The organism is Corynebacterium sp. Marseille-Q4381, assembly GCF_036881695.1.
GTDB lineage: Bacteria > Actinomycetota > Actinomycetes > Mycobacteriales > Mycobacteriaceae > Corynebacterium.
The window spans coordinates 1-18,375 of the sequence record NZ_JBAJNR010000010.1 but is presented as its reverse complement, the minus strand read 5'-3'; the positions used below and the strand labels follow the sequence as shown (position 1 = coordinate 18,375).

Annotated in this window: 17 protein-coding genes, 4 tRNA genes and 1 pseudogene; 12 read left to right on the top strand and 10 right to left on the bottom strand. The window is 66.0% G+C overall.

Annotated elements, in window-relative coordinates:
- Nucleotides 1-69: 69 nt before the first annotated feature.
- From V6D40_RS09190 to V6D40_RS09180, 3 genes are all read right to left on the bottom strand, one after another.
- A complete protein-coding gene (locus V6D40_RS09190; RefSeq protein ID WP_334290059.1) occupies nt 70-834 on the bottom strand; it encodes a decaprenylphospho-beta-D-erythro-pentofuranosid-2-ulose 2-reductase in 765 nt (254 codons plus the stop codon).
- Nucleotides 835-843: 9 nt separating this feature from the next.
- Nucleotides 844-2,259 (bottom strand): FAD-binding oxidoreductase, encoded by a 1,416-nt coding sequence (locus tag V6D40_RS09185; RefSeq protein ID WP_334290058.1) that lies wholly within the window; start codon nt 2,257-2,259, stop codon nt 844-846.
- Between the two features lie 74 nt (nt 2,260-2,333).
- Entirely contained in the window at nt 2,334-2,504 is a 171-nt protein-coding gene (locus tag V6D40_RS09180; protein ID WP_334290114.1) for a hypothetical protein, read from the bottom strand.
- A 31-nt stretch (nt 2,505-2,535) separates the two neighbouring features.
- Here V6D40_RS09180 and V6D40_RS09175 point away from each other — a divergent pair, with 31 nt between their 5' ends.
- The 3 genes from V6D40_RS09175 to V6D40_RS09165 are packed head-to-tail and all read left to right on the top strand — an operon-like array spanning nt 2,536 to nt 4,339.
- Nucleotides 2,536-2,958: a hypothetical protein gene (locus V6D40_RS09175; protein ID WP_334290057.1), complete on the top strand. Its 423-nt coding sequence runs from the start codon at nt 2,536-2,538 to the stop codon at nt 2,956-2,958.
- A gap of 14 nt (nt 2,959-2,972) precedes the next feature.
- Nucleotides 2,973-3,839 carry a hypothetical protein gene (locus V6D40_RS09170; protein WP_334290056.1) on the top strand — a complete coding sequence of 289 codons (867 nt, stop codon included), beginning with the start codon at nt 2,973-2,975 and terminating at the stop codon, nt 3,837-3,839.
- A gap of 11 nt (nt 3,840-3,850) precedes the next feature.
- Nucleotides 3,851-4,339 carry a GtrA family protein gene (locus V6D40_RS09165; RefSeq protein ID WP_334290055.1) on the top strand — a complete coding sequence of 163 codons (489 nt, stop codon included), beginning with the start codon at nt 3,851-3,853 and terminating at the stop codon, nt 4,337-4,339.
- Here the strand turns inward: V6D40_RS09165 and glfT1 are convergent.
- Genes glfT1 through wzm form a run of 3 tightly spaced genes read right to left on the bottom strand, consistent with a single transcriptional unit; the run spans nt 4,281 to nt 6,871 of the window.
- The gene (gene glfT1 / locus V6D40_RS09160) at nt 4,281-5,186 is read right to left on the bottom strand and encodes a galactofuranosyltransferase GlfT1 (RefSeq protein ID WP_334290054.1); all 906 of its coding nucleotides are present in this window, start codon (nt 5,184-5,186) and stop codon (nt 4,281-4,283) included. The genes V6D40_RS09165 and glfT1 overlap by 59 nt on opposite strands.
- A 26-nt stretch (nt 5,187-5,212) precedes the next feature.
- Nucleotides 5,213-6,013: a galactan export ABC transporter ATP-binding subunit Wzt/RfbE gene (wzt, locus tag V6D40_RS09155; RefSeq protein ID WP_334290053.1), complete on the bottom strand. Its 801-nt coding sequence runs from the start codon at nt 6,011-6,013 to the stop codon at nt 5,213-5,215.
- Between the two features lie 9 nt (nt 6,014-6,022).
- A complete protein-coding gene (gene wzm, locus V6D40_RS09150) occupies nt 6,023-6,871 on the bottom strand; it encodes a galactan export ABC transporter permease subunit Wzm/RfbD (protein ID WP_334290112.1) in 849 nt (282 codons plus the stop codon).
- Between the two features lie 185 nt (nt 6,872-7,056).
- Here wzm and V6D40_RS09145 point away from each other — a divergent pair, with 185 nt between their 5' ends.
- On the top strand, nt 7,057-8,277 hold the full coding sequence (locus tag V6D40_RS09145) for an aminotransferase class V-fold PLP-dependent enzyme (RefSeq protein ID WP_334290052.1): 1,221 nt from the start codon (nt 7,057-7,059) through the stop codon (nt 8,275-8,277).
- On the opposite strand, the gene V6D40_RS09140 is transcribed toward V6D40_RS09145, so the two are convergent.
- Nucleotides 8,274-9,245, bottom strand: coding sequence for an NAD(P)H-quinone oxidoreductase (locus V6D40_RS09140; protein ID WP_334290051.1), 972 nt, complete (start codon nt 9,243-9,245; stop codon nt 8,274-8,276). The two genes, V6D40_RS09145 and V6D40_RS09140, sit on opposite strands and share 4 nt — an antisense overlap.
- A 38-nt stretch (nt 9,246-9,283) precedes the next feature.
- Here V6D40_RS09140 and V6D40_RS09135 point away from each other — a divergent pair.
- Nucleotides 9,284-9,371 (top strand) — tRNA-Ser (locus tag V6D40_RS09135).
- Nucleotides 9,372-9,386: 15 nt separating this feature from the next.
- On the opposite strand, the gene V6D40_RS09130 is transcribed toward V6D40_RS09135, so the two are convergent.
- Nucleotides 9,387-9,902, bottom strand: coding sequence for a hypothetical protein (locus V6D40_RS09130; protein WP_334290050.1), 516 nt, complete (start codon nt 9,900-9,902; stop codon nt 9,387-9,389).
- A gap of 73 nt (nt 9,903-9,975) precedes the next feature.
- On the opposite strand from V6D40_RS09130, the gene V6D40_RS09125 reads away from it, so the two are divergent.
- Nucleotides 9,976-10,066, top strand: a tRNA-Ser gene (locus V6D40_RS09125).
- Between the two features lies 1 nt (nt 10,067).
- A tRNA-Arg gene (locus V6D40_RS09120) sits at nt 10,068-10,140 on the top strand.
- 48 nt (nt 10,141-10,188) lie between these two features.
- Here V6D40_RS09120 and V6D40_RS09115 read toward each other — a convergent pair.
- Entirely contained in the window at nt 10,189-12,489 is a 2,301-nt protein-coding gene (locus tag V6D40_RS09115; RefSeq protein ID WP_334290049.1) for a hypothetical protein, read from the bottom strand.
- 199 nt (nt 12,490-12,688) lie between these two features.
- On the opposite strand from V6D40_RS09115, the gene V6D40_RS09110 reads away from it, so the two are divergent.
- The 3 genes from V6D40_RS09110 to V6D40_RS09100 all read left to right on the top strand — a co-directional run bounded on the left by V6D40_RS09110 (nt 12,689) and on the right by V6D40_RS09100 (nt 16,740).
- Nucleotides 12,689-12,764 (top strand) — tRNA-Arg (locus V6D40_RS09110).
- A 58-nt stretch (nt 12,765-12,822) separates the two neighbouring features.
- Entirely contained in the window at nt 12,823-14,184 is a 1,362-nt protein-coding gene (mgtE, locus tag V6D40_RS09105; RefSeq protein ID WP_334290048.1) for a magnesium transporter, read from the top strand.
- Nucleotides 14,185-14,298: 114 nt separating this feature from the next.
- Nucleotides 14,299-16,740: a hypothetical protein gene (locus V6D40_RS09100; RefSeq protein ID WP_334290047.1), complete on the top strand. Its 2,442-nt coding sequence runs from the start codon at nt 14,299-14,301 to the stop codon at nt 16,738-16,740.
- Here the strand turns inward: V6D40_RS09100 and V6D40_RS09095 are convergent.
- Nucleotides 16,737-17,753 (bottom strand): prephenate dehydrogenase, encoded by a 1,017-nt coding sequence (locus V6D40_RS09095; protein WP_334290046.1) that lies wholly within the window; start codon nt 17,751-17,753, stop codon nt 16,737-16,739. The genes V6D40_RS09100 and V6D40_RS09095 overlap by 4 nt on opposite strands.
- A gap of 30 nt (nt 17,754-17,783) precedes the next feature.
- Here V6D40_RS09095 and V6D40_RS09090 point away from each other — a divergent pair, with 30 nt between their 5' ends.
- A complete protein-coding gene (locus tag V6D40_RS09090; protein WP_334290045.1) occupies nt 17,784-18,272 on the top strand; it encodes a tRNA adenosine deaminase-associated protein in 489 nt (162 codons plus the stop codon).
- Nucleotides 18,241-18,375, top strand: a pseudogene (locus tag V6D40_RS09085) (nucleoside deaminase); the annotation flags it as partial. The gene V6D40_RS09090 and the pseudogene V6D40_RS09085, both read left to right, overlap by 32 nt.

Below are 18,375 nucleotides of genomic sequence, written 5' to 3'. Positions count from 1 at the left end.
CCTGAGGAAAGTGAATACACCACAGGCCGCGGCAGGGATGTGTTCACTGGGGCGTGAACACATCCGCGGTTAGAAGCTCAGGCGGCGCATGATCGGCGCCGGGATGAGCTGCAGCGCGGTCGAGATGGGCCAGAACAGCTTGTGCACGAACACGAAGCGCTCGCCGCTCAGCGCGGCGTCGACAGCTGCCTGCGCCACATCTTCCTTGTTCACGGTCAGCGGCGCTTCCTTCAAGCCGGCCGTCATCTTAGTGCGCACCTGGCCCGGGCGGACCACGGTGACCTTCACGCCGTCCTTGCGAAGCGCCTCACCAAGCTGCAGGTAGAAGCCGTCCATACCGGCCTTCGCCGAGCCGTAGACGAAGTTGGAGCGGCGGACTTTGGTGCCGGCGACCGAGCTCATGGCGATGATGGTGCCGTGACCTTGGCGCTTCATGGCCTGGCCCAACAGCACGCCGACGGAGACGAACGCCGTGTAGTTCACCTGCGCGGAATCCACGGCCTTCGCCTGGTCCTGCCACAGCTCCTCCTGGTCGCCCAGGGTGCCGAAGGCGACAACCGCGACGTCGACGTCACCGGCGTCGAAGGCGGCGTTGATCACCGCAGGGTGGGACTCGAAATCAAGGGCGTCGAAGTCCACGAGGCGGATCTCGGATGCGCCGGCGCGCTGGAGGGTGGCAACGGCGGCGTCGATACGCGGGGACTCCTCGCGCGCGGCGAGGGTGACGGTCGGGGCACCGCCGCGGGAGACAAGTTCGCTGACAATGGCGAGGCCGATCTCGGACGTGCCGCCGATCAGCAGGATGTTCTGGGCTTGGCCTACTGCGTTAAGCATTGGTTCTCCTTAGTTCAGTTCCAAACGGCGGGACATGTCGGAGGCGAACACGCCGGTCGGGTCGATCGCGCGGCGGGTTTCCAGCCAGCCTGCCATCCCCGGGTACATGGCGTGGAACTTCTCGGCGGAGGTGCGGGACTCCTTGGCCAAGTAGAGGCGGCCGCCGAACTCCATCACCTGGTCGTCCAGGCGGTCGAGGAACTCGTTGAGGCCGTCGCGGATCGGGAAGTCGACGCAGACGTTCCAACCCTTCATTGGGTAGGACAGCGGTGCGCGGTTGCCCTCGCCGAACAGCTTGAACACGTTGAGCGCCGTGTAGTGGCCCGAGGACTGGATCTGGTAGATGATGTCCTTGAACGGCTCGACAGCGTCAGTCGGCACCACGAACTGGTACTGCAGGAAGCCGGCGTCGCCGTAGCCGCGGTTCCACTCGCCGATCAGATCCAGGGGCTGGTAGAACTGCGTGAGGTTCTTCACCTGGTTCTTCGCCGGCGCGCCCATCAGGTAGTACGCCTCGCCGATGGCGGAAAGCGTCAGCTTGTTCATGGTCCAGGACGGGAAGATGTCCGGCACTGTCATCAGCTGCGGGGCCTTGAAGCGCAGCGGGTCCTTTGCCAGCTTCGGCGCGTACTCCTCAAGCTGCGCGAGCGTGGCCAAGGAGCCGCGGGAGATGGTTGAGCGGCCGGTCTTCGGCGGCGCGGAGATCGCGTCGAACCAGGCAGACGAGTAGGTGTAGTTGACCTCGGAGCCGTCGGAGTGCAGCGCGATCGTCTCGTCGAGGGTCGTGGTGCGCTCGGTGTCCGCGATGAAGTAGGCCGTCTCCGTCTTCGTCATCTGGATGCGCGCGCGCAGAATGATGCCGGTAAGCCCCATGCCGCCGACGGTGGCCCAGAACAGGGTGCCGTCCGGGTCGTCTGCGGAGCCCTCCGGCTCGAGGTGGAGCACGCGGCCGTCCGCAACCAGAAGCTCCATGGACAGCACGTGGTCACCGAAAGAGCCCGCGGAGTGGTGGTTCTTGCCGTGGATGTCCGGGCCGATGGCGCCGCCGATGGTCACCTGGCGGGTGCCGGGGAGCACCGGAACCCACAGGCCGTACGGCAGGGCCGCCTTCATCAGCTGGTCCAGGTTCACGCCCGCGTCCACGTCCACGATGCCGGTGTCCGGGTCGATGGAGTGGATCTGGTTCAGCGGGTTCATGTCCACGACCAAGCCGCCGCCGTTCTGGGCCGGGTCACCGTAGGAGCGGCCCAGGCCGCGGGCGATCACACCGCGGCGCGCGTACTCCGGAAGGGACGAGTTCTCGTCCGCCACCTGCGCGACGGCCGCCTTGATCACGTCAACGTCAGGGGTGGAAAGGACATGCGCAGTCGAAGGCGCCGTTCTGCCCCAGCCATGCAGGGACTTCAAATCGGTGTGCAGTGTCATGGCTCCCCACGTTACCCAGCGGTCCGCCCAAAACCGTGAGCAAATGGTGTGACTTTCATCCTAAAGTTGTAGTCCTACAGTTCGAGGATCTCGCGGATCTCCGCGGGAAGCTCGTCCTGGCTCGTGATGACGGGGCCGTCGTATTCCTTCAGCACCTTCATCACGCGCGCCCGGCTGGCCGAGTCCAGCACCGGCAGTTCCTGGGCCATCAACTGCTGCATGAAGTGGTTTAGCGGTTGCTCCATGCGTCAAACCGTACCGGTACGATCGGCGGGCATGACCATCCAGGACACCGCGCACGAGGAGCGCATCGACTACAACGCGCTCGACAACACGTTTGCCGGCCAGTGCATCCAGGCCGGGTTCATCGCCGCGTTCGCGGCGCTGCCCGCCGCGCGCGTGCCGCTGGTGTTGGGCAACGTTGCCACCATCGCCGCGTTCAACGCGTTCGAGGAGGACAAAACGAACGATCTCACCGCGGTGGTGGACGAGGAGCAGGGGGAAGAGGACTCCGTCGGGCTGTCGTGGGGCGTGCTGGCGGGGCTTGCCGCGGGTGCGGCGGCCGCGTGCTGGACTGCGTCCAAGGCGGTTGACGCGGTGGCGGCTGGGATGGGGAAACGGGGCGTCGACAAGCCTGAAGCCCTCCTTGGTGCATCCCTTGGGGCGGCGTACCTGGCAGCGAAGCGCCTGCGGAAATAGGTATCTTGGGCGCCATGTCGAGCACGATCTACACATCGGACTACCTGGCGCCCGTCATATCGCTGTCCGATGCGCGGGCGCGGCTCGCCGGGGAGAGCTCCGTCGGCGACACGCTGATGGTGCGGTGCGTGCTGCTTGCGGACGACACTGTGTACCGCTGGGTCGGCATCCACGAGCGCACGACTGTGGACGAGTGCAGAAGCGTCGTGGCCACCGTCTTCGGCATCGACGACCGCTCCGACCGGGTGCGCGCGGAGGCTGACGCCGCGCTTGAGCTGGGCGAGGTGCTGACCCGCCCCGGCGAATCCACCCGGTTCACGTGGGGCCTGTGGACCTTCGGCATGCAGCTGGCCGACGTGTACAGGCGCGACGAATCCACCCCGCCGTCGATTTGCGTTGCGGGCTCCGGCAGCTTCGGCGGCGCCGCCTTCAACATCCGCGAGGTCAACGCGCGGCTGCTCGGCGTCGAGCGCGCCGAAGGCCTCGAAGAGCTTGTGCGGGCCGACGCCCGCGACGTGCTGCGCCGCGCCGCCTCCCACGACTTTGTTCCGCTCATCCAGGCACTCGGGGTAGAGAGGGCATTGCTTGCCGACGCCCCGTCGAACCACCCCAGCCCCATCCTCCAAAGCCTGCCGCTCGAGGAAGACCCGCGCGCCCGCGACGCCTTCTGGTCCGTCGTCTTGGCGTCGGCCTGCTGCGTGGACGAGGAGGTTACCGCGGATCTGACCGAATCGATCATGCGCTCGCTGGGGTGGGGCGAGATGAATGTGCGGGAGATCCGGGGGTTGTGCGCGGTGTCGATAAGCCAGCTCGACGCGCTTTGCGCCGACCTGCCGCTTCCGGCGCGCCTGGATGTCTACCGCGACCTTTTGCGCGGGTAGACTCTCCGGCCGTGAGTTCAACCGCCCTGAAGAAACAGCTGGTGCCGTTCGTGATCATCGGCATCGGCTGCGCCGTGCTCGACTTCGGCGTGACCTACTCGCTCACCCAGCTCACGCCACTGTCGCGCGAGATGTCGAAGGCAATCGGCTGGTGCGTGGGCACGCTCGCGGCGTACCTGCTCAACTCGCGCTTCGCCTTCCAAGCCGAGGTCAACGCCCGCAAGGCCGGCGCGGTGACGCTGCTGTACGCATCTACGTTCGCGGTGCAGCTGCTGCTCTACCGCTGGGCGGCGCCGCCGCTTCGCGCGCTCGGCCTTGGCAAGTTCTTCACCGACCTGTTCGCCTTCGTCATCGCCCAGGGTGTGGCGACGGTGACCAACTTCGTCCTGCAGCGCCACGTGATCTTCCGCGAGGAGACGAAGATCATTTCGCAGTCTGAGCCTACGGCCGGCGGAAATCCTCCCGCGCCCCCATCCGCAGCAGCCGCAGCCACTGAATAAACCCGCGCGGGTCCTTCTTCTCAACGAGGAAGAACCACCCGAAGCGCACCACTTCTTGCAGCTTCATCTTCCGCATGCCCTGCTGGTTGATGATGTAGCCGCGGTTTCTGTACGTGAAGTAGCGCTTCGCGTCGTTGTCCGGCCACTGCGCGTGCGCGCGGCCGCCCATAATCGGGTGGAACTCGCCTGAGCCGTCCGGGTGAAGGTAAAAGGCGGTCAGCGCCGTTCCGTAGTCCAGCCCCGACTGCGCTAAGCGGCGGTGGTACTCCACCTCGTCGCCGCGGATGAACAGGCGGTAGTCGGGCACGCCGATGCGCTCCATCGCCTCCGCGGAGATCAACGCGCCGTTGAACAGGCTGGCGTAGCGGGGCAAAAAGTCGCCCTCCAGCTCGTCCACCCGGCGGTGCCACACCGTGCCCTGGCGCAGCGGGAACGCGAGTTTTGCCGGGTCACTGATGTTGGCCACCACGGGGCTCACCTCGTGCAGGCGCCTTGCTTCCGCCACGCGGTAGAGCTCTGCCAGCGTTGCGTGGTCCGCCGGGCGCCCGTCGTCGTCGGCGCACCAGATCGCGTCGGCTCCTAGCGCGAGCGCGTGCAGGAACCCGTACGCGAACCCGCCCGCGCCGCCGAGGTTGGTCTTGCTTGCCAAGTACACGCCGCGCTCGCCGGCCATGTCGGCGAGCAGCTGCTCAACCTCCGGCTCCGCCCCGTTGTCCACCACAATCACCCAGTCCACCGGGTGCGTCTGGTTCACCACCTGCTCCAAGCTGCCGGCGAGCAACTCCACCCGCTTGTGGGTGACAATGACGGCGGCGGTCGTTCCAGTGCTGCTTAGCGTGGCGGTCATGGTGTGTATTGTGCCTTGCTCAGTTGCTACCGGGCGAACCCTGGGCCGTGGAAGCGCTCGACCAGTTCGGTGACGTACTCGCCGGCCTCCGGGCCTTCGTAGGCCTCAACCACCTCGTTGACCAAGCCGGCTTTGCGGATTTCGCCCTTGTCCACCCACAACGCTGTCGTGCACAGCTGGGCGAGGAAGTCGTTCGAGTGGCTGGCAAAGACGAGGATGCCGGAGCGCTCCACCATCTCGGCTAGACGCACGCGGGCCTTGGACATGAACGCGGCGTCGACGGCGCCGATGCCCTCGTCGAGCAGCAGGATCTCCGGCTCGATCGAGGTGACCACGCCGAGCGCCAAGCGCACTCGCATGCCGGTGGAGTACGTGCGAAGCGGCATGTCCAGGTAGTCGCCGAGCTCGGAGAACTCCGCGATCTCGTCCATCTTCGCCTTCATCTGCTTACGCGTCTGGCCGAGGAAGAGGCCGCGGATGATGATGTTCTCGTAGCCCGAGATCTCCGGGTCCATGCCCACGCCGAGGTCGAACACCGGCGCAACTCGCCCGCGCACCTCAGCGGAGCCGCGGGTGGGTTCGTAGATGCCCGACAGAAGGCGCAAAAGCGTCGACTTGCCCGCACCGTTGTGGCCCACTAGGCCCACGCGGTCGCCCTCGCGCAGGTGGAGGTTGATGTCCCGCAACGCCTCCACCACCACGGTGTTGGCGTCGTTTTTACCGATGCGCCCGCCGGCGGACGAGATCATCGCCTTCTTCAGTGACCGCGATTTGGCGTCGAAGATGGGGAAGTCCACGCAGGCGTTGTAGGTGTCGATTGAAACCATGTGAAACTCCTATACCCAGTACGGCACGCGGAAGCGCATCTGGCGCATGGCGAACAAGGACACCAACAGCCCCACCACCGTGCAGCCGATGACAATCCACCAGTGGTACGGGTCCACCGTCTTGCCAATCAGCGGCGCGCGCACGATCTCGAGGTAGTGGTACAGCGGGTTAATCTCCGCGAGCAGGGCGCGCCGGGCAACCTCGCCGCCCTGCTCCTTCAGCGTGTCGGTCGTCCACACGATCGGGGTGACGTAGAAAAGCAGCTGCACCAACGCCTCCAGCAGCGGCGCGACGTCGCGGAAGCGCGTGGCGATGATGCCGAACAGCATGGTCACCCACACCCCGTTGATCACCAGCAAGATCAGGCCCGGGATCGCCCACAGCACGTTCCACCCGAGCGGGATGCGGAAAATCATGATCAGCAAGAGCCAGATGATCATGTTGTGCGCGAAAAACAGCAGCTGGCGCCACACCAAGCGGTACACGTGCACCGACAACGCCGACGGCAGCTGCTTGATCAGGCCCTCGTTTTCAATGAAGACGTTCGCGCCGTCTTTAATGCAGCCAGAGATAAAACCCCACACGATGAAGCCGACGGTGACGTGCGGCAAAAACGCCGCCACGTCGATCTGGAACAGCATGGAGTACAACAGGCCGAGCGCGAGCGACATCACGCCGGTGGCGATGGTAATCCACAAAGGCCCCAGCGTGGAGCGGCGGTAGCGCTGCTTGATGTCCTGCCACCCGAGCTGCAGCCACAGCTCGTTCTGGCGCCACCCGTAGGCCAGGTCGCGCCACGACATGGCCATGGTCTTGGACTTGGACGCAGGCGTCGCCGACGGCGGCTCACTGGTCATCCTGGCCACGTCGGAGCGCAATTGTTGAATGTCCTGCACCCTCAACACCCTAGCGCCCGCGGGTGCGTTTCCCGCGCACCTGCGTGGTGGGTCGGCCCCGCTGCCGCCACGCTGCGAGGATGCAGCGTGTGAACGCAGCGTGCATAATTATGGACTAATGAAACCGCGAGTGAGGTGTGGGCAGCATGGCGTATGACGTGGCGAGTGTGCGCGGGCTCTACACATCCCTTTCGGGCGGGTGGACGTACCTGAACGCGCACGACGCGCCGCAGGTACCGGAGCGCGTGGCCTCGGCGGTGGCGCGCAGCTTCCGCGCGGCCCCGACGGTCGCTCCGCCCGAGCCGGCGCGCGGCACCCACACCCGCCACGCGCCGGGCGCACCTGAGGGCGCAACGTTGATCGCGGACGCAAAGGCGGCGGTGGCGGACCTGGTGGGCGCGACGCCGGAGCGCGTGGTGCTGGGGCCAAACATTTCGTCGCTCTACATGGCGCTGGCCAACGCGATGCGCCCGGTGCTGCGCCACAACTCCACGATCGTGCTGAACAACCTCGACCGCCCGCAGTTGACCAGCATCCTTCAAGGCACCGGCGCTGAGGTGCGCTGGGCTGCGGCAGACCTGGCGACGGGCGAGCTTCCCGCGTGGCAGTTCGCCGATCTTGTCGACGGTTCCACCCGCTTGGTGTCGGTGCCCGCGGCGCACGCCGAGCTCGGGACGGTGGTTGCGGTCGCGTCGGTGGGGGAGAAGCTCCGGGAGCGCTCGAGGGCATGGCTGCTTGTCGACGCCACCGTCTACGCCCCCTACCGCCCCCTCACCTTCGACGAGTTCGGGGCCGACATTGTCGCCCTCGACGTGGCTGAGCTGGGCGGGCCGCACATCTCCGCCCTGGTGTTCCGAGACGAGGCGATGCTGCGCCGCCTCGACCGCCAGATGCTCGATCTGCCGGTCGCGCCCGGGTTGGCCGGCGGGGTCTCCGCGACGGTCGAGCACTACGCCTCGCTGGCCGTCCCGGCAGCGGTAGCCGAGGGGAAGGTGTCGCGCCGCAACCGCCTGGTGGCGTCGATGGCAGAGGCCGCCGACTACATGGAGCACCTGCGCGAAGACCTCTACACCTTCCTCGGCACCCTGCCCGGCGTGCACATCGTGGGTGTGTCCGGCGAGGCCGCGGAGCACGCCCGCCCCGACCGCATCCCGCGCCTGACGTTCGGCGTGAACGGGGTGCCCTCGGCGACGGTGTACCAGCGCCTCGTAGCCAACGGGCTCGTGGCCAGCGAGACGCCGCTGACGCAGCTGCTCACCGACATGGGCGTCGACGACATGGGCGGCGCAGTCACCGTCAGCCTCAGCCCGTTTAACACCCAGGCTGACGTCGTGCAGCTGACGAGGACCGTCGCGAGCCTCGCCTAGTTCCCGCCGGCCCCGACTTCCAGCACGATCTTGCCGGTGCTTTCTCCGGAGTCGAGGTGGTCGTGGGCTAAGGCGGCGTCGACAAGCGGAAAAGTCCTGCTCACGTTGGGCACAATCTCCCCGGATTCGATGAGCGGCCAGACGTTTTCGATGGTCGAGCGCACGATTGCCGCCTTCATTGCCCGCGGCCGCGCGCGCAGGGTGGTAGGGTGCAGCGATTGCCTGCGCGGCATCATCCGGCCCAGCGAAATCTCACCCTTGTGCCCGCCCTGCAGCGCGATGACCACCAGCTGGCCGTCCACAGCCAGCGCCTTGATGTTCGGTTCGAGGTACGGCCCGCCGACGACGTCCAAAATCACGTCAGCCCACCCTTTGAGCTCGTCGGCGAAGTCCTGCTCCTTGTAGTTGATCGCGATGTCGGCGCCGAGCTCGCGGCAGTACGCGAGTTTCTCCTCCGAGCCCGCCGTGACGGCCACCTCGCAGCCCAGCGCCTTGCACAGCTGGATCGCGAACGAGCCGATGCCGCCCGAGCCGCCGTGAATCAGCACCTTGGAGCCCTCGCGGATGCCCGCGACCATGCCTAAGTTCGACCACACCGTGCAGGCGACTTCGACCACGCCAGCGAGCTCAACCATCGTGAGGTTCTCCGGACGCGGCATGAGCTGACCTTCAGGCACGGCGACGTACTCGGCGTAGCCGCCGCCTGCGAGCAGGCAGCCGACCTCCTCGCCTTCTTTGCGGTCCGTGGTGCCCGGATCCACGATCACGCCCGAGCACTCCAGCCCGATGATGTTCGACTCGCCCTCCGGCGCGGGGTACTTGCCGGCGGCCTGCACAAGATCGGCGCGGTTGACCCCGGCGGCCGTGACTTTGACGAGCACCGAGCCTTCATCGAGCTCCGGTGCAGCCACTTCTTGCAGCTCAAGCGAGCGGGGGTTATTCGGGTCCGTGATCTGGATGGCCTTCATGCCCGCCCAGAATACCTGCGTGTAGCATTACCGGAGTTGGAGACGTGGCAGAGCGGCCGAATGCACCGGTCTTGAAAACCGGCGAGGGTCACACCTCCGCGGGTTCAAATCCCGCCGTCTCCGCCATTTCTTTTTTGGGGGTTACGCCTCGTCGGGGAAGAGCTCCGGCATGGTGTGGAACTGGCGCTCGCCGTCGAAGTCCGATTCCACGCCGTTCAGCAGGCCGATCGCGCGCTTCGTGGCCGCGCGGTTCTGGCCGGCAACCACTTGGACCTTCTCGATCGGGAACGTGCCGCGCAGCTGCACCACAGCGGTGCCGTCGGTGCGGTGGCCGAATTCGTTGCCCATGAGACCCGCGACCTCTTCCAACGACTCGACGGAGTTGACGTCGGAGCCGGCGCCCGAGCGGTCGCTGAAGCGCCAGGAACCCTCGAGGTCGCCGAGCGGGACGCCGAGAAGGACGATCTCGCCCGGGGTGTCGACCGCAAGTACCGAGGTCTTCGGGGTGAGGTAGAAGGGAACCGAGTTGCTGTCGCCTGCGAGCGGACCAGCGGTCAAAGCGTCGAGGTTCGCGGGGAACCAGACGATCCAGTTGGAGGTATCGGCGTGGTCGCCGCGGGCGCAGAAGCCGGAGTTGAGCCAAGTGTTGAGTTTCATACCGTTGATGTTACGGAAAAATCAGTGCGTATTTTGCCCGTGGTGTGGCGTGGACTAAGCTGTGACGAGGTCTGGAGACGTGCCAGAGTGGCCGAATGGGGCTCCCTGCTAAGGAGTTGCCTTCTTGACGAGGGCCGCAGGTTCAAATCCTGTCGTCTCCGCCACGCGCCCGTAGCTCAACGGATAGAGCATCTGACTACGGATCAGAAGGTTGGGGGTTCGAATCCCTCCGGGCGCACAGAAGGAAAACCCCGCTCACGCGGGGTTTTCTTAGCTCTGCAGTGGTTTACGCCGCGGCGGTCGGCTCCGTCGGGTTGGTCACCACAGTGGCCGCCGGGGCGGGTGTGGGGGACGTTTCTGTTACCGTCTTCGGGCCGCCTACGGTGATGCCAACGTTTTGCACGTCGGGGATGCAGGTCGCGAGCGCGAGGGCACCAACCACGGCCAAGGTCGCGCCGACCACACCGCCGGCGACCGCGGTGACCTGCGCCGCCTCAACGCCGAAGTTGCGCGCGGTGTCGTTGAGCGCGCCGGCGACCTGGGCCGAGAGCTGGTCGAGACCCGGCGTGTTCAGGCCCTGAGCCAGGGCGACCGGGATGGCGAGCAGCAGCGGGAGGCCGAGACCGGCCAGCGATGCGACGCAGCGCGGGTCGGTGAGGCCGCCGGTGGCCTCGACGTCAGCGCCGATGCTGGAGCCGCCGCGGTTGGAGCTACCAGCATTGCCGCCGCCAGCTGCGCCGTTGCCGTCACCGTTGCCGTTGCCCTTGTCGCGCTTCGACGAGCCGCCCAGCGCGCTGCCGAGGCCGCCGCCAACGGTCGGGTTCGCATTACCGGTCACAACCGGGTTGGCGTTGTCCTTGATCTCCGCGGTGTTATTCGACGCGTTGTTGGACCCGTTGTCCTTGATCTCCACGTTCGGGTTGGCGTTACCGGTAATCACTGGGTTGGCGTTGCCGGTGATCACGACGGTTGGGTTCGCGTTGTCTGAGACATTCGCCGTGTTGTTGGAGGCGTTGTTGGACCCGTTGTCCTTGATCTCCACGTTCGGGTTCGCGTTGCCGGTGATCACCGGGTTGGCGTTGTTGGTGATGACGACGGACGGGTTGGCGTTGTCCTTGATCTCGACGTTCGGGTTGGCGTTGCCCGTTATGACCGGGTTGGCGTTGTCCTTGATCTCGACGTTCGGGTTGGCGTTGCCCGTTATGACCGGGTTGGCGTTGTTGGTGATGACGGCGCTGTTGTTGGACCCATTGTTCGAGGCATTGTCATTCGCGTTGCCGGTGATCACCGGGTTGGCGTTGTTGGTGATGACGGCGCTGTTGTGGGACCCATTGTTCGAGCCATTGTCATTCGCGTTGCCGGTAATCACCGGGTTGGCGTTGTTCGTGATGATGATGTTCGGGCTGCCGTTGTTGTTGGCATTGTTCGTGATCACCACGTTCACGAGTCGGCCACTGCCGCCGCCGGAGCCGCCCGAGCCGCCACCCAAGAGGTTGCCCAAGTTCGGGATGCCGAGCAGGCCGCCGACGATGGACCCGATCGTCTTACCAACACCGCTAGTGATGTCGGAGGTGGAGGTCTGCGGGTTCTTCGCGTTAATTCGGAGTTTCGCGCCGAACTCATCGGTGCCGTCGTTCACAGTCACGGGCAACTCGATGAAGCCTTCGGTAAAGGTCGACGCAGGCTTGACGGTCACCTTGCCGCCCTCAACGGATACCCCCCAGCCCGGAGGTGGTGGTGCAACGGTTCCCTTAGACAGGGTCACGCCCTCCGGCAACGTGATGTCCTCAATCGCCTTCGGCTCAGCAGACTTCTCGAAGTCCATGGTGTAAGTCTTCGCCAGCTGCTGCTCCCACTCCTTCGGAGTTCGCGCGTCGATGACGTTCACTTTGAGCGTGGTGTTGTATGTCGAGCCATTCCCTTCCGCCACACGCACCGGGATGTCAACCTCGCCGGCGCGGAATGCGGCTTGCGACTGCGGGCGGATCAGCACCAGCTGGCCGCCGTCGTTGCGGAAGTTCCAGTTGAAGATGGTGTTCGCCGCCGGCTTGACGGTGGTGCCCGGCTGAAGGGTCAGCCCCTCAACGGCCGCTTCGTTCGCATTCCAGAAGTTGGCGGTGGGGTAGCGCTCGTCGAAGCTTTGCTTGTCGACGGCCTCCTCAACCGCCGCAGGCGGCGTCCGGCCCTCATCGACAACAGTCACCTTCAACGTGGTGCGGTAGGCGTTGCCGTTGGCGGGAGTAACCTTCACGCGAATATCAACATCGCCGGTTTTAAACGCGGCCTGCGACTGCGGGCGGATGAGTACCAGCTGGCCGCCGTCGTTGCGGAAATTCCAATTGAAGATGGTGTTCGTCGTCGGCTCGACCTTCGTCCCCGGCTCAAGCGTGAGACCCTCTACGACTGCTTCCTTCTCGTTCCAGAAGTTTGCAGTGGTGTAGCGGCCGTTGAAAACGTCAGCATTCTGGGCGGCGGCGGCAGGCAAGACGAGCTCGGCGGCCTGAGGGATGGCAACAGACGGCGCGATCAAGGACAAGGAGAGGACGCCGGCCGCGACGACGCGGCGGTGCTTGATTGGTGTTGCCATGAGGGCTCCTTTTTGGCAGGGAGGTGGGAAAATCATTGGTAGTATCCCAAAGCTGCCCAGAAACGTAACGCCACCTGCGTAAAACTTAGGACGTTCTCAGTTAGTGGGTGCCCCCGGGGGGAAGGGGGCCTCGAAAAGCATCATGCCCTGCGGTTTTGGAGCAATACGTGCCGCCGTGTAATGTAATCCCACGTTGCAAGCGCCCGTAGCTCAACGGATAGAGCATCTGACTACGGATCAGAAGGTTGGGGGTTCGAATCCCTCCGGGCGCACCAAACTCTAGCCGGTCAGGACCACCCTGGCCGGCTTTTTGTGCGGATGAATGGGGTCGGTATGGCATCGATGCAGCAACGCGACGCTCTGCGTGAACTTGAAAAGGTCGTTGAGACGCGGATGCGCGGCGATGACGCGGAACAGATCTCCGGGCTGCTCCAGGACGCGAAGCTGAGCGATATCATCCGGCTGATTGAGCGTTCGCCGGTCAAGCGCGCCGCGGTGCTGTTCCGCCTGCTGCCGCCGGAACGCGCAGGCGTTGTGTTCGACGCGCTCGACCCACGCCACCAGGCGGAAATGGTCAACGCGCTGGGCAGCGACAGTGTCGGAGCGTTCTTTGAGGGCATGGGGGCGGAGGACCGAGTCATGCTTCTCGACGAGCTGCCCGGACCCGTCGCCGAGCGCCTTCTGAGGGACCTGAGCGAAAAGGACAAGGAAAACACCGACGCGGTTCTCGGCTACGAGAAGGGGACTGTGGGCCGCGTGATGTCACCTGAGATCCCCGAGATCTACCTCGAGATGACGGCGCGCGAGGTCCGCGAGATGCTGCGCGAGCAGGAAGAGGACTTGGAGACGCTCTACACCCTCCCGGTGATCGACCGCGACCGGCAGCTGCTCGGCATTGTGAAGATGCGCCGGCTGTTCCTTGCGGACGCCGACACTCCCGTTGCCGACATGCTGGAGGAGTCACCGTCGGCGGAAGCGACCGCCGACGCGGAGGAGACCGCGCGCTGGTTCCTCCCGCTGGCGCTGCTCGCGCTGCCGGTGGTGGATTCGGGCAACCGGCTCGTCGGCATCTTCACCTTCGACGAGGCCCAGGGCATCGTGGAAAGCGAGGACACCGAGGACAGCGCCCGCCAGGGCGGCTCGGAGGCGCTGAAGCAGCCGTACCTGTCCACGCCGCTGACCAAACTGGTGCGTTCGCGCATCGTGTGGCTGCTGGTGCTGGCCGTCTCCGCGATCCTCACCGTGCAGGTTCTCGACGTCTTCGAGGAGAAGATGGAGCAGGCCGTCGTCCTGTCGCTATTCATCCCGCTGCTCACCGGCACCGGCGGGAATACCGGCAACCAGGCGGCGACGACGGTGGCGCGCGCGCTGGCGCTCGGCGACGTGAAAAAGTCCGACATCGTGCGGGTGATGTGGCGCGAGGTCCGCGTCGGCCTGATGCTGGGTGCGGTGCTCGGCGGCCTCGGTTTCGCGCTGGCCTCGCTGGTGTACGGCATGGATCTCGGGGCGGTGATTGGCTTGACGCTGCTTTCCATCTGCACGATGTCGGCGACCGTGGGTGGTGCGATGCCGATCATCGCCAAAACCGTCGGCGCAGATCCGGCGGTGTTCTCCAACCCGTTCATCTCCACGTTCTGCGACGCGACGGGGCTCATCATTTACTTCATGATCGCCACCTCGATCCTCGGGCTCTAAGCGGTTTTCACGTTTTCCTTCCACGTATTGAGATAGGCCTATAACGCAAGTACATTCAGATGTGGCTTTCTGGGTGTGCGGACGCGTGCGCCCAAAATCACTCGAGAGGTACCCATGAAAAACCCGAAGAACACCCGCCGCGTCGCTGGCGTTTCCCTGGCTGCCGCAGTTGCCGGCGCGTTTGCGTTGACCCCGGTCGAGGCGCAGGAGATCAACCCGCTGGACATCGCGCGAACCATCAACGGCGCGAACTCGGTGATCAACAACAATCTCGACCGCGTTGCGGGTTCGGTGGTGAAGACGGTGAAGCCGGGCAGCGGTTCCGCCGACGCCCGCTACTCCTCCGGCGGCTGGACCTACACCGCCGTGGCGTACTATCCGGGCGCGGACCGTATCTACGCCATCTCCACGGGTGAGGGCGGCAAGCCGGCAGGCCACCTGTTGCGTATCAAGCCGGATATGGACCAGCTCGCGGACCTCGGCGCGTTGGACCTGCGCGGCATCAACACTAAGGATGTCGCTTCCGCCGCAATCACTCCGTCCGGCGTGCTGGTGCTGTTCTCGGGCTCGGAGTTCCGCACGCTCAGCCTGGCCAAGGACGACCTGACGAACCCCCTATTCGCGGACAAGATCAAGGACGCGTCCTCCCTGGCTGTGAAGTCGCAGAAGCTCACCCTGCCGGCGGGCACGGGCGAGATCGGTTTCCCCAGCGCATGGGCGTCCAGCACTGACCCGGAAAAGCAGCACGAGCTGTACGCCATCTCCCGCGACAAGCGCGGCGGCGTGCACAAGTGGACGCTGGACACCACCAACGGCCGGGTTGCCATCGATCAGGTTGCTGTTCGCCAGGGCCTGCTTGTTGACGCACCCTCCAACCTCAACTACGCCTACACCAAGCCGAACGACACCTTTGTTTTCGCCGATGACCAAGCCCGCACCATCGAGCTGAAGGGCACCGAGGTTGTCGCTACCGGCACCAACGAGGTCGTGGACAACTTCCGCGAGCTTGCGTACCTGCCTCTCGGCGCGGGTTACAAGCCGGTGACCCAGTTCAACAAGCCCGCCCCGCTGCCGGGCGAGCACGCCGTCCCAGCCGCGTCTTCCCGCCCGGACGCGGCCGAAATTGCGCGCGACCTCGCCCGCGTGGGCGACGCGGCCAACGACGTCGCCCGCGCCGTCGGCGACGTGTCCGTCCCGACCGTTGTCGCCGAGCGCGGCGAACCGACCCCGTCCCCGGCTGCTGCCGCACCGGCTGCTCCGGCCGAGGAGGTGCGCAGCGAAGCTACTGTCTTCTCCGCCGAGGCCCGCCGCGTGCCGATCACCGTCGCCGACGACAAGGGCCGCGCCGTCAAGGGCGCCGCCGTGAACATCGCCGACCTCGGCGTCTCCACCGACACCGACCGCAACGGTCAGGTGGTCGTTGACGTGCCCGCCGGCACCGGCGCCGTCGACGTGCTGGTCGAGGGCGAAACCCACGAGCTCGCCCCTACCGACAAGCGCATGTACGTCACGCTCCTCGCCGACGGTGGAGACGGCGACACCGGAGCTGATGCAAACGCGGGCGGCACCGCCGGCACCGGCGACGGGAAAAAGCCGGAGACCCGCAAACTAGAGGTGACCGTGAAGGACGACGCTGGCCGCGTCGAACCCAACGTGAAGCTGAAGGTTGTTAGCGACGACTACACCGGTAGAACCTCCACCACGAACCGGTTCGGCGACGCGACGCTGGACGTGCCTGTAACCGAGGGCAAGTTCTACGTGGAGATCGAGGGCAACCGCGGCGGCACCTGGGAGATTGGGGCAGACCAGGAATCTCTGGACATCACCATCGATAGCGCGCCAGCGTCCGGCAACGAAAAGCCCAAGTACGCTGACGCGACGATCGGCATCACCGTCAAGACCGACGGTGGCGACCCGGTGCAGTACGCGCAGGTCTACAGCGTGCACGGCCTTGACGTCGAGGTCCGCGGCGAGACAGACGAGAACGGTCTGGTGTACGTCTTCATCCCGGGCAACGTGGGCAACGGCAAGGAGGTGACCCTCGGCGTGCGCACCGCGCCGAACGGCTACCGCACCGCGCAGAAATCGATCTCGCGCGAGTCGGACGGTGCGGAGATCGTGCTGCCGAAGGCGTCGACGTCGACCACCTCGACCAAGTCCACGCCGCAGCAGATCCTCGACGTGATCGAAGAAGTGCAGCCGCTGGTTGCTGCGCTGGCTGGTCCGGCGGCGCTCGGCGCGGGCATGGCCAAGGGCGGCACCAAGACCACCAGCACCACCACGACCGAGACCACCGGTGCGCGCGCGACCACGCTCAACGGCAAGGTCTCCACCGGCCGCACGACCAGCGTCGCCGGCTCCGGGGGCTCGCGCACCACGGTGACGAACGCGAAGGGCAGCACCGTGGTCCGCTCGACCTCGAACTCGAGCTCCGACGACCGCGACGACGATCTCGCCGATACCGGCACCCCGATGCAGACGGTGATCTCGCTCGGTATTTTGGCGCTGATTATTGGTGGGGCGTATGTGGCGATGGGGCGGCGTCGGGAAGCTTAAAACACCTCGACGCGGCCGCCCAGCGACTCGATCTGCTGCAGCTGCCTAACCCACCCCGGGGCGCCGGGGTGCAGGCGCATGACGGGGCGCGACGAAATTGCCACCGGCGACACCGACTCGCGGCGCGCGCCGGAGCGGGCGGCCATGCGCTCGTGAGCGCGGAAGCCGGACTCCGCAAGCCACTCCATCGACGGCTCGCCTGAGGCGAGCTCGCCGCGGGCGCGCTGCAGGATCTCGATGTACTCGTCGAGCACCGGCACCAGCGACGCGGCGTTGGTCTCGCACATGTTGCGCACCAGCGACGGCTGCGTGCCAGCTACGCGCGTCGCACCCTTGAACGACCCGGCGGCGAGCGATTGCGCCAGCGTGTGGCCGCGGTCGCCGACAACCGACAGCGCCTCGGCCAGCACGTGCGGCAGGTGGGACACGCGCGCGACCGCTTCGTCGTGCTTCGCGGCCGACACCGGCACCGCCTCCGCGCCAACCAGCGCCGCCATGCGGCACACCTGACCGAACATCTCCGCCCACATCTCGGGCACGCGATCTACCTCAAGCGCATAGTCGTACGTCACCACCCACGCCGCGCGGGTGAACAGGCCCGTGTGGGAGGCAGCCCACCCGGAGGACTCGGTGCCGGCCATCGGGTGGCCGCCGACGTAGCGCGCCTCCATCCCGCGCTCGCGCACCAGCTCGTACACCGGCCCCTTCACCGACACTACGTCGGTCACGCCGCAGCTCGGCGCGTACTGCGCCACCGCGTCCAGGACGCCTCCGACAGCGTCGAACGGGACGGCGACCACGATTAACGCCCCGAGCTCCTCGGCGCGCGAAAGTACTTCGGGGAGGTTGGTGGACATATCGAAGCCGTCGGCAAGCGCCTGCCTCGCACCGGCGTTGGACTGCGTGTGCCCGAACACTTCGGCGCCCTCCGCCGCCAAGTCCCGCATCAGCGACCCGCCGATCAGGCCGTTGCCGACAACGCAGACTGGACGTAAAACACCACTTTGCCTCATGCTGCCCGAGTTTAACTACGCTTGGGCCCCATGAGCCACGATTTCGAGGACGGGTACGCGGTCACCGTCGCGCGCACCGACGCCGGTTGGGTGGTGCGCACCTTCCGCGACGATTTCACCGACCTTGGCACCTCCGTCCGCGCGGTGCGCCAGCTGCGCAGCGAAGGTGCGGCGTTCGCGCTGCTCAACGTCGAGGAGGACTATCTGGTGGTGGTTCGTCCGGGCCCCAGCAAGGTGAGGCTTTTGCTTTCCGACGCCACCATGGCCGTCGACGACGACTTCGCCGCGGACATCCTCGACGAGGCGGGCGTTGACGTCCCCGACATCGACCCCGACGAGCTGGACGACGTGGACGCGTGGGCCGACGGCGACTTCGCTATCTTCGGCGACTTGGGCTTGTCGGAGGAGCGCTTGAGCATCCTGCTCGACAGCGATCCCGGCCCGCACGAGCTGGCCGAGACGATCGCGGAGGACCTCGGGTTTTTGGATGAGTTCATCGAAGCCGTTACGCGACGCTGAAGCGCGCATGCGCCGCGCGATTGCGGTTGCGCAAAGGACTCCGCCGGGGGATGTGCCGGTGGGCGCGGTCGTCTTCGGTCCGGGTGGGGAGGTGCTGGGGGAG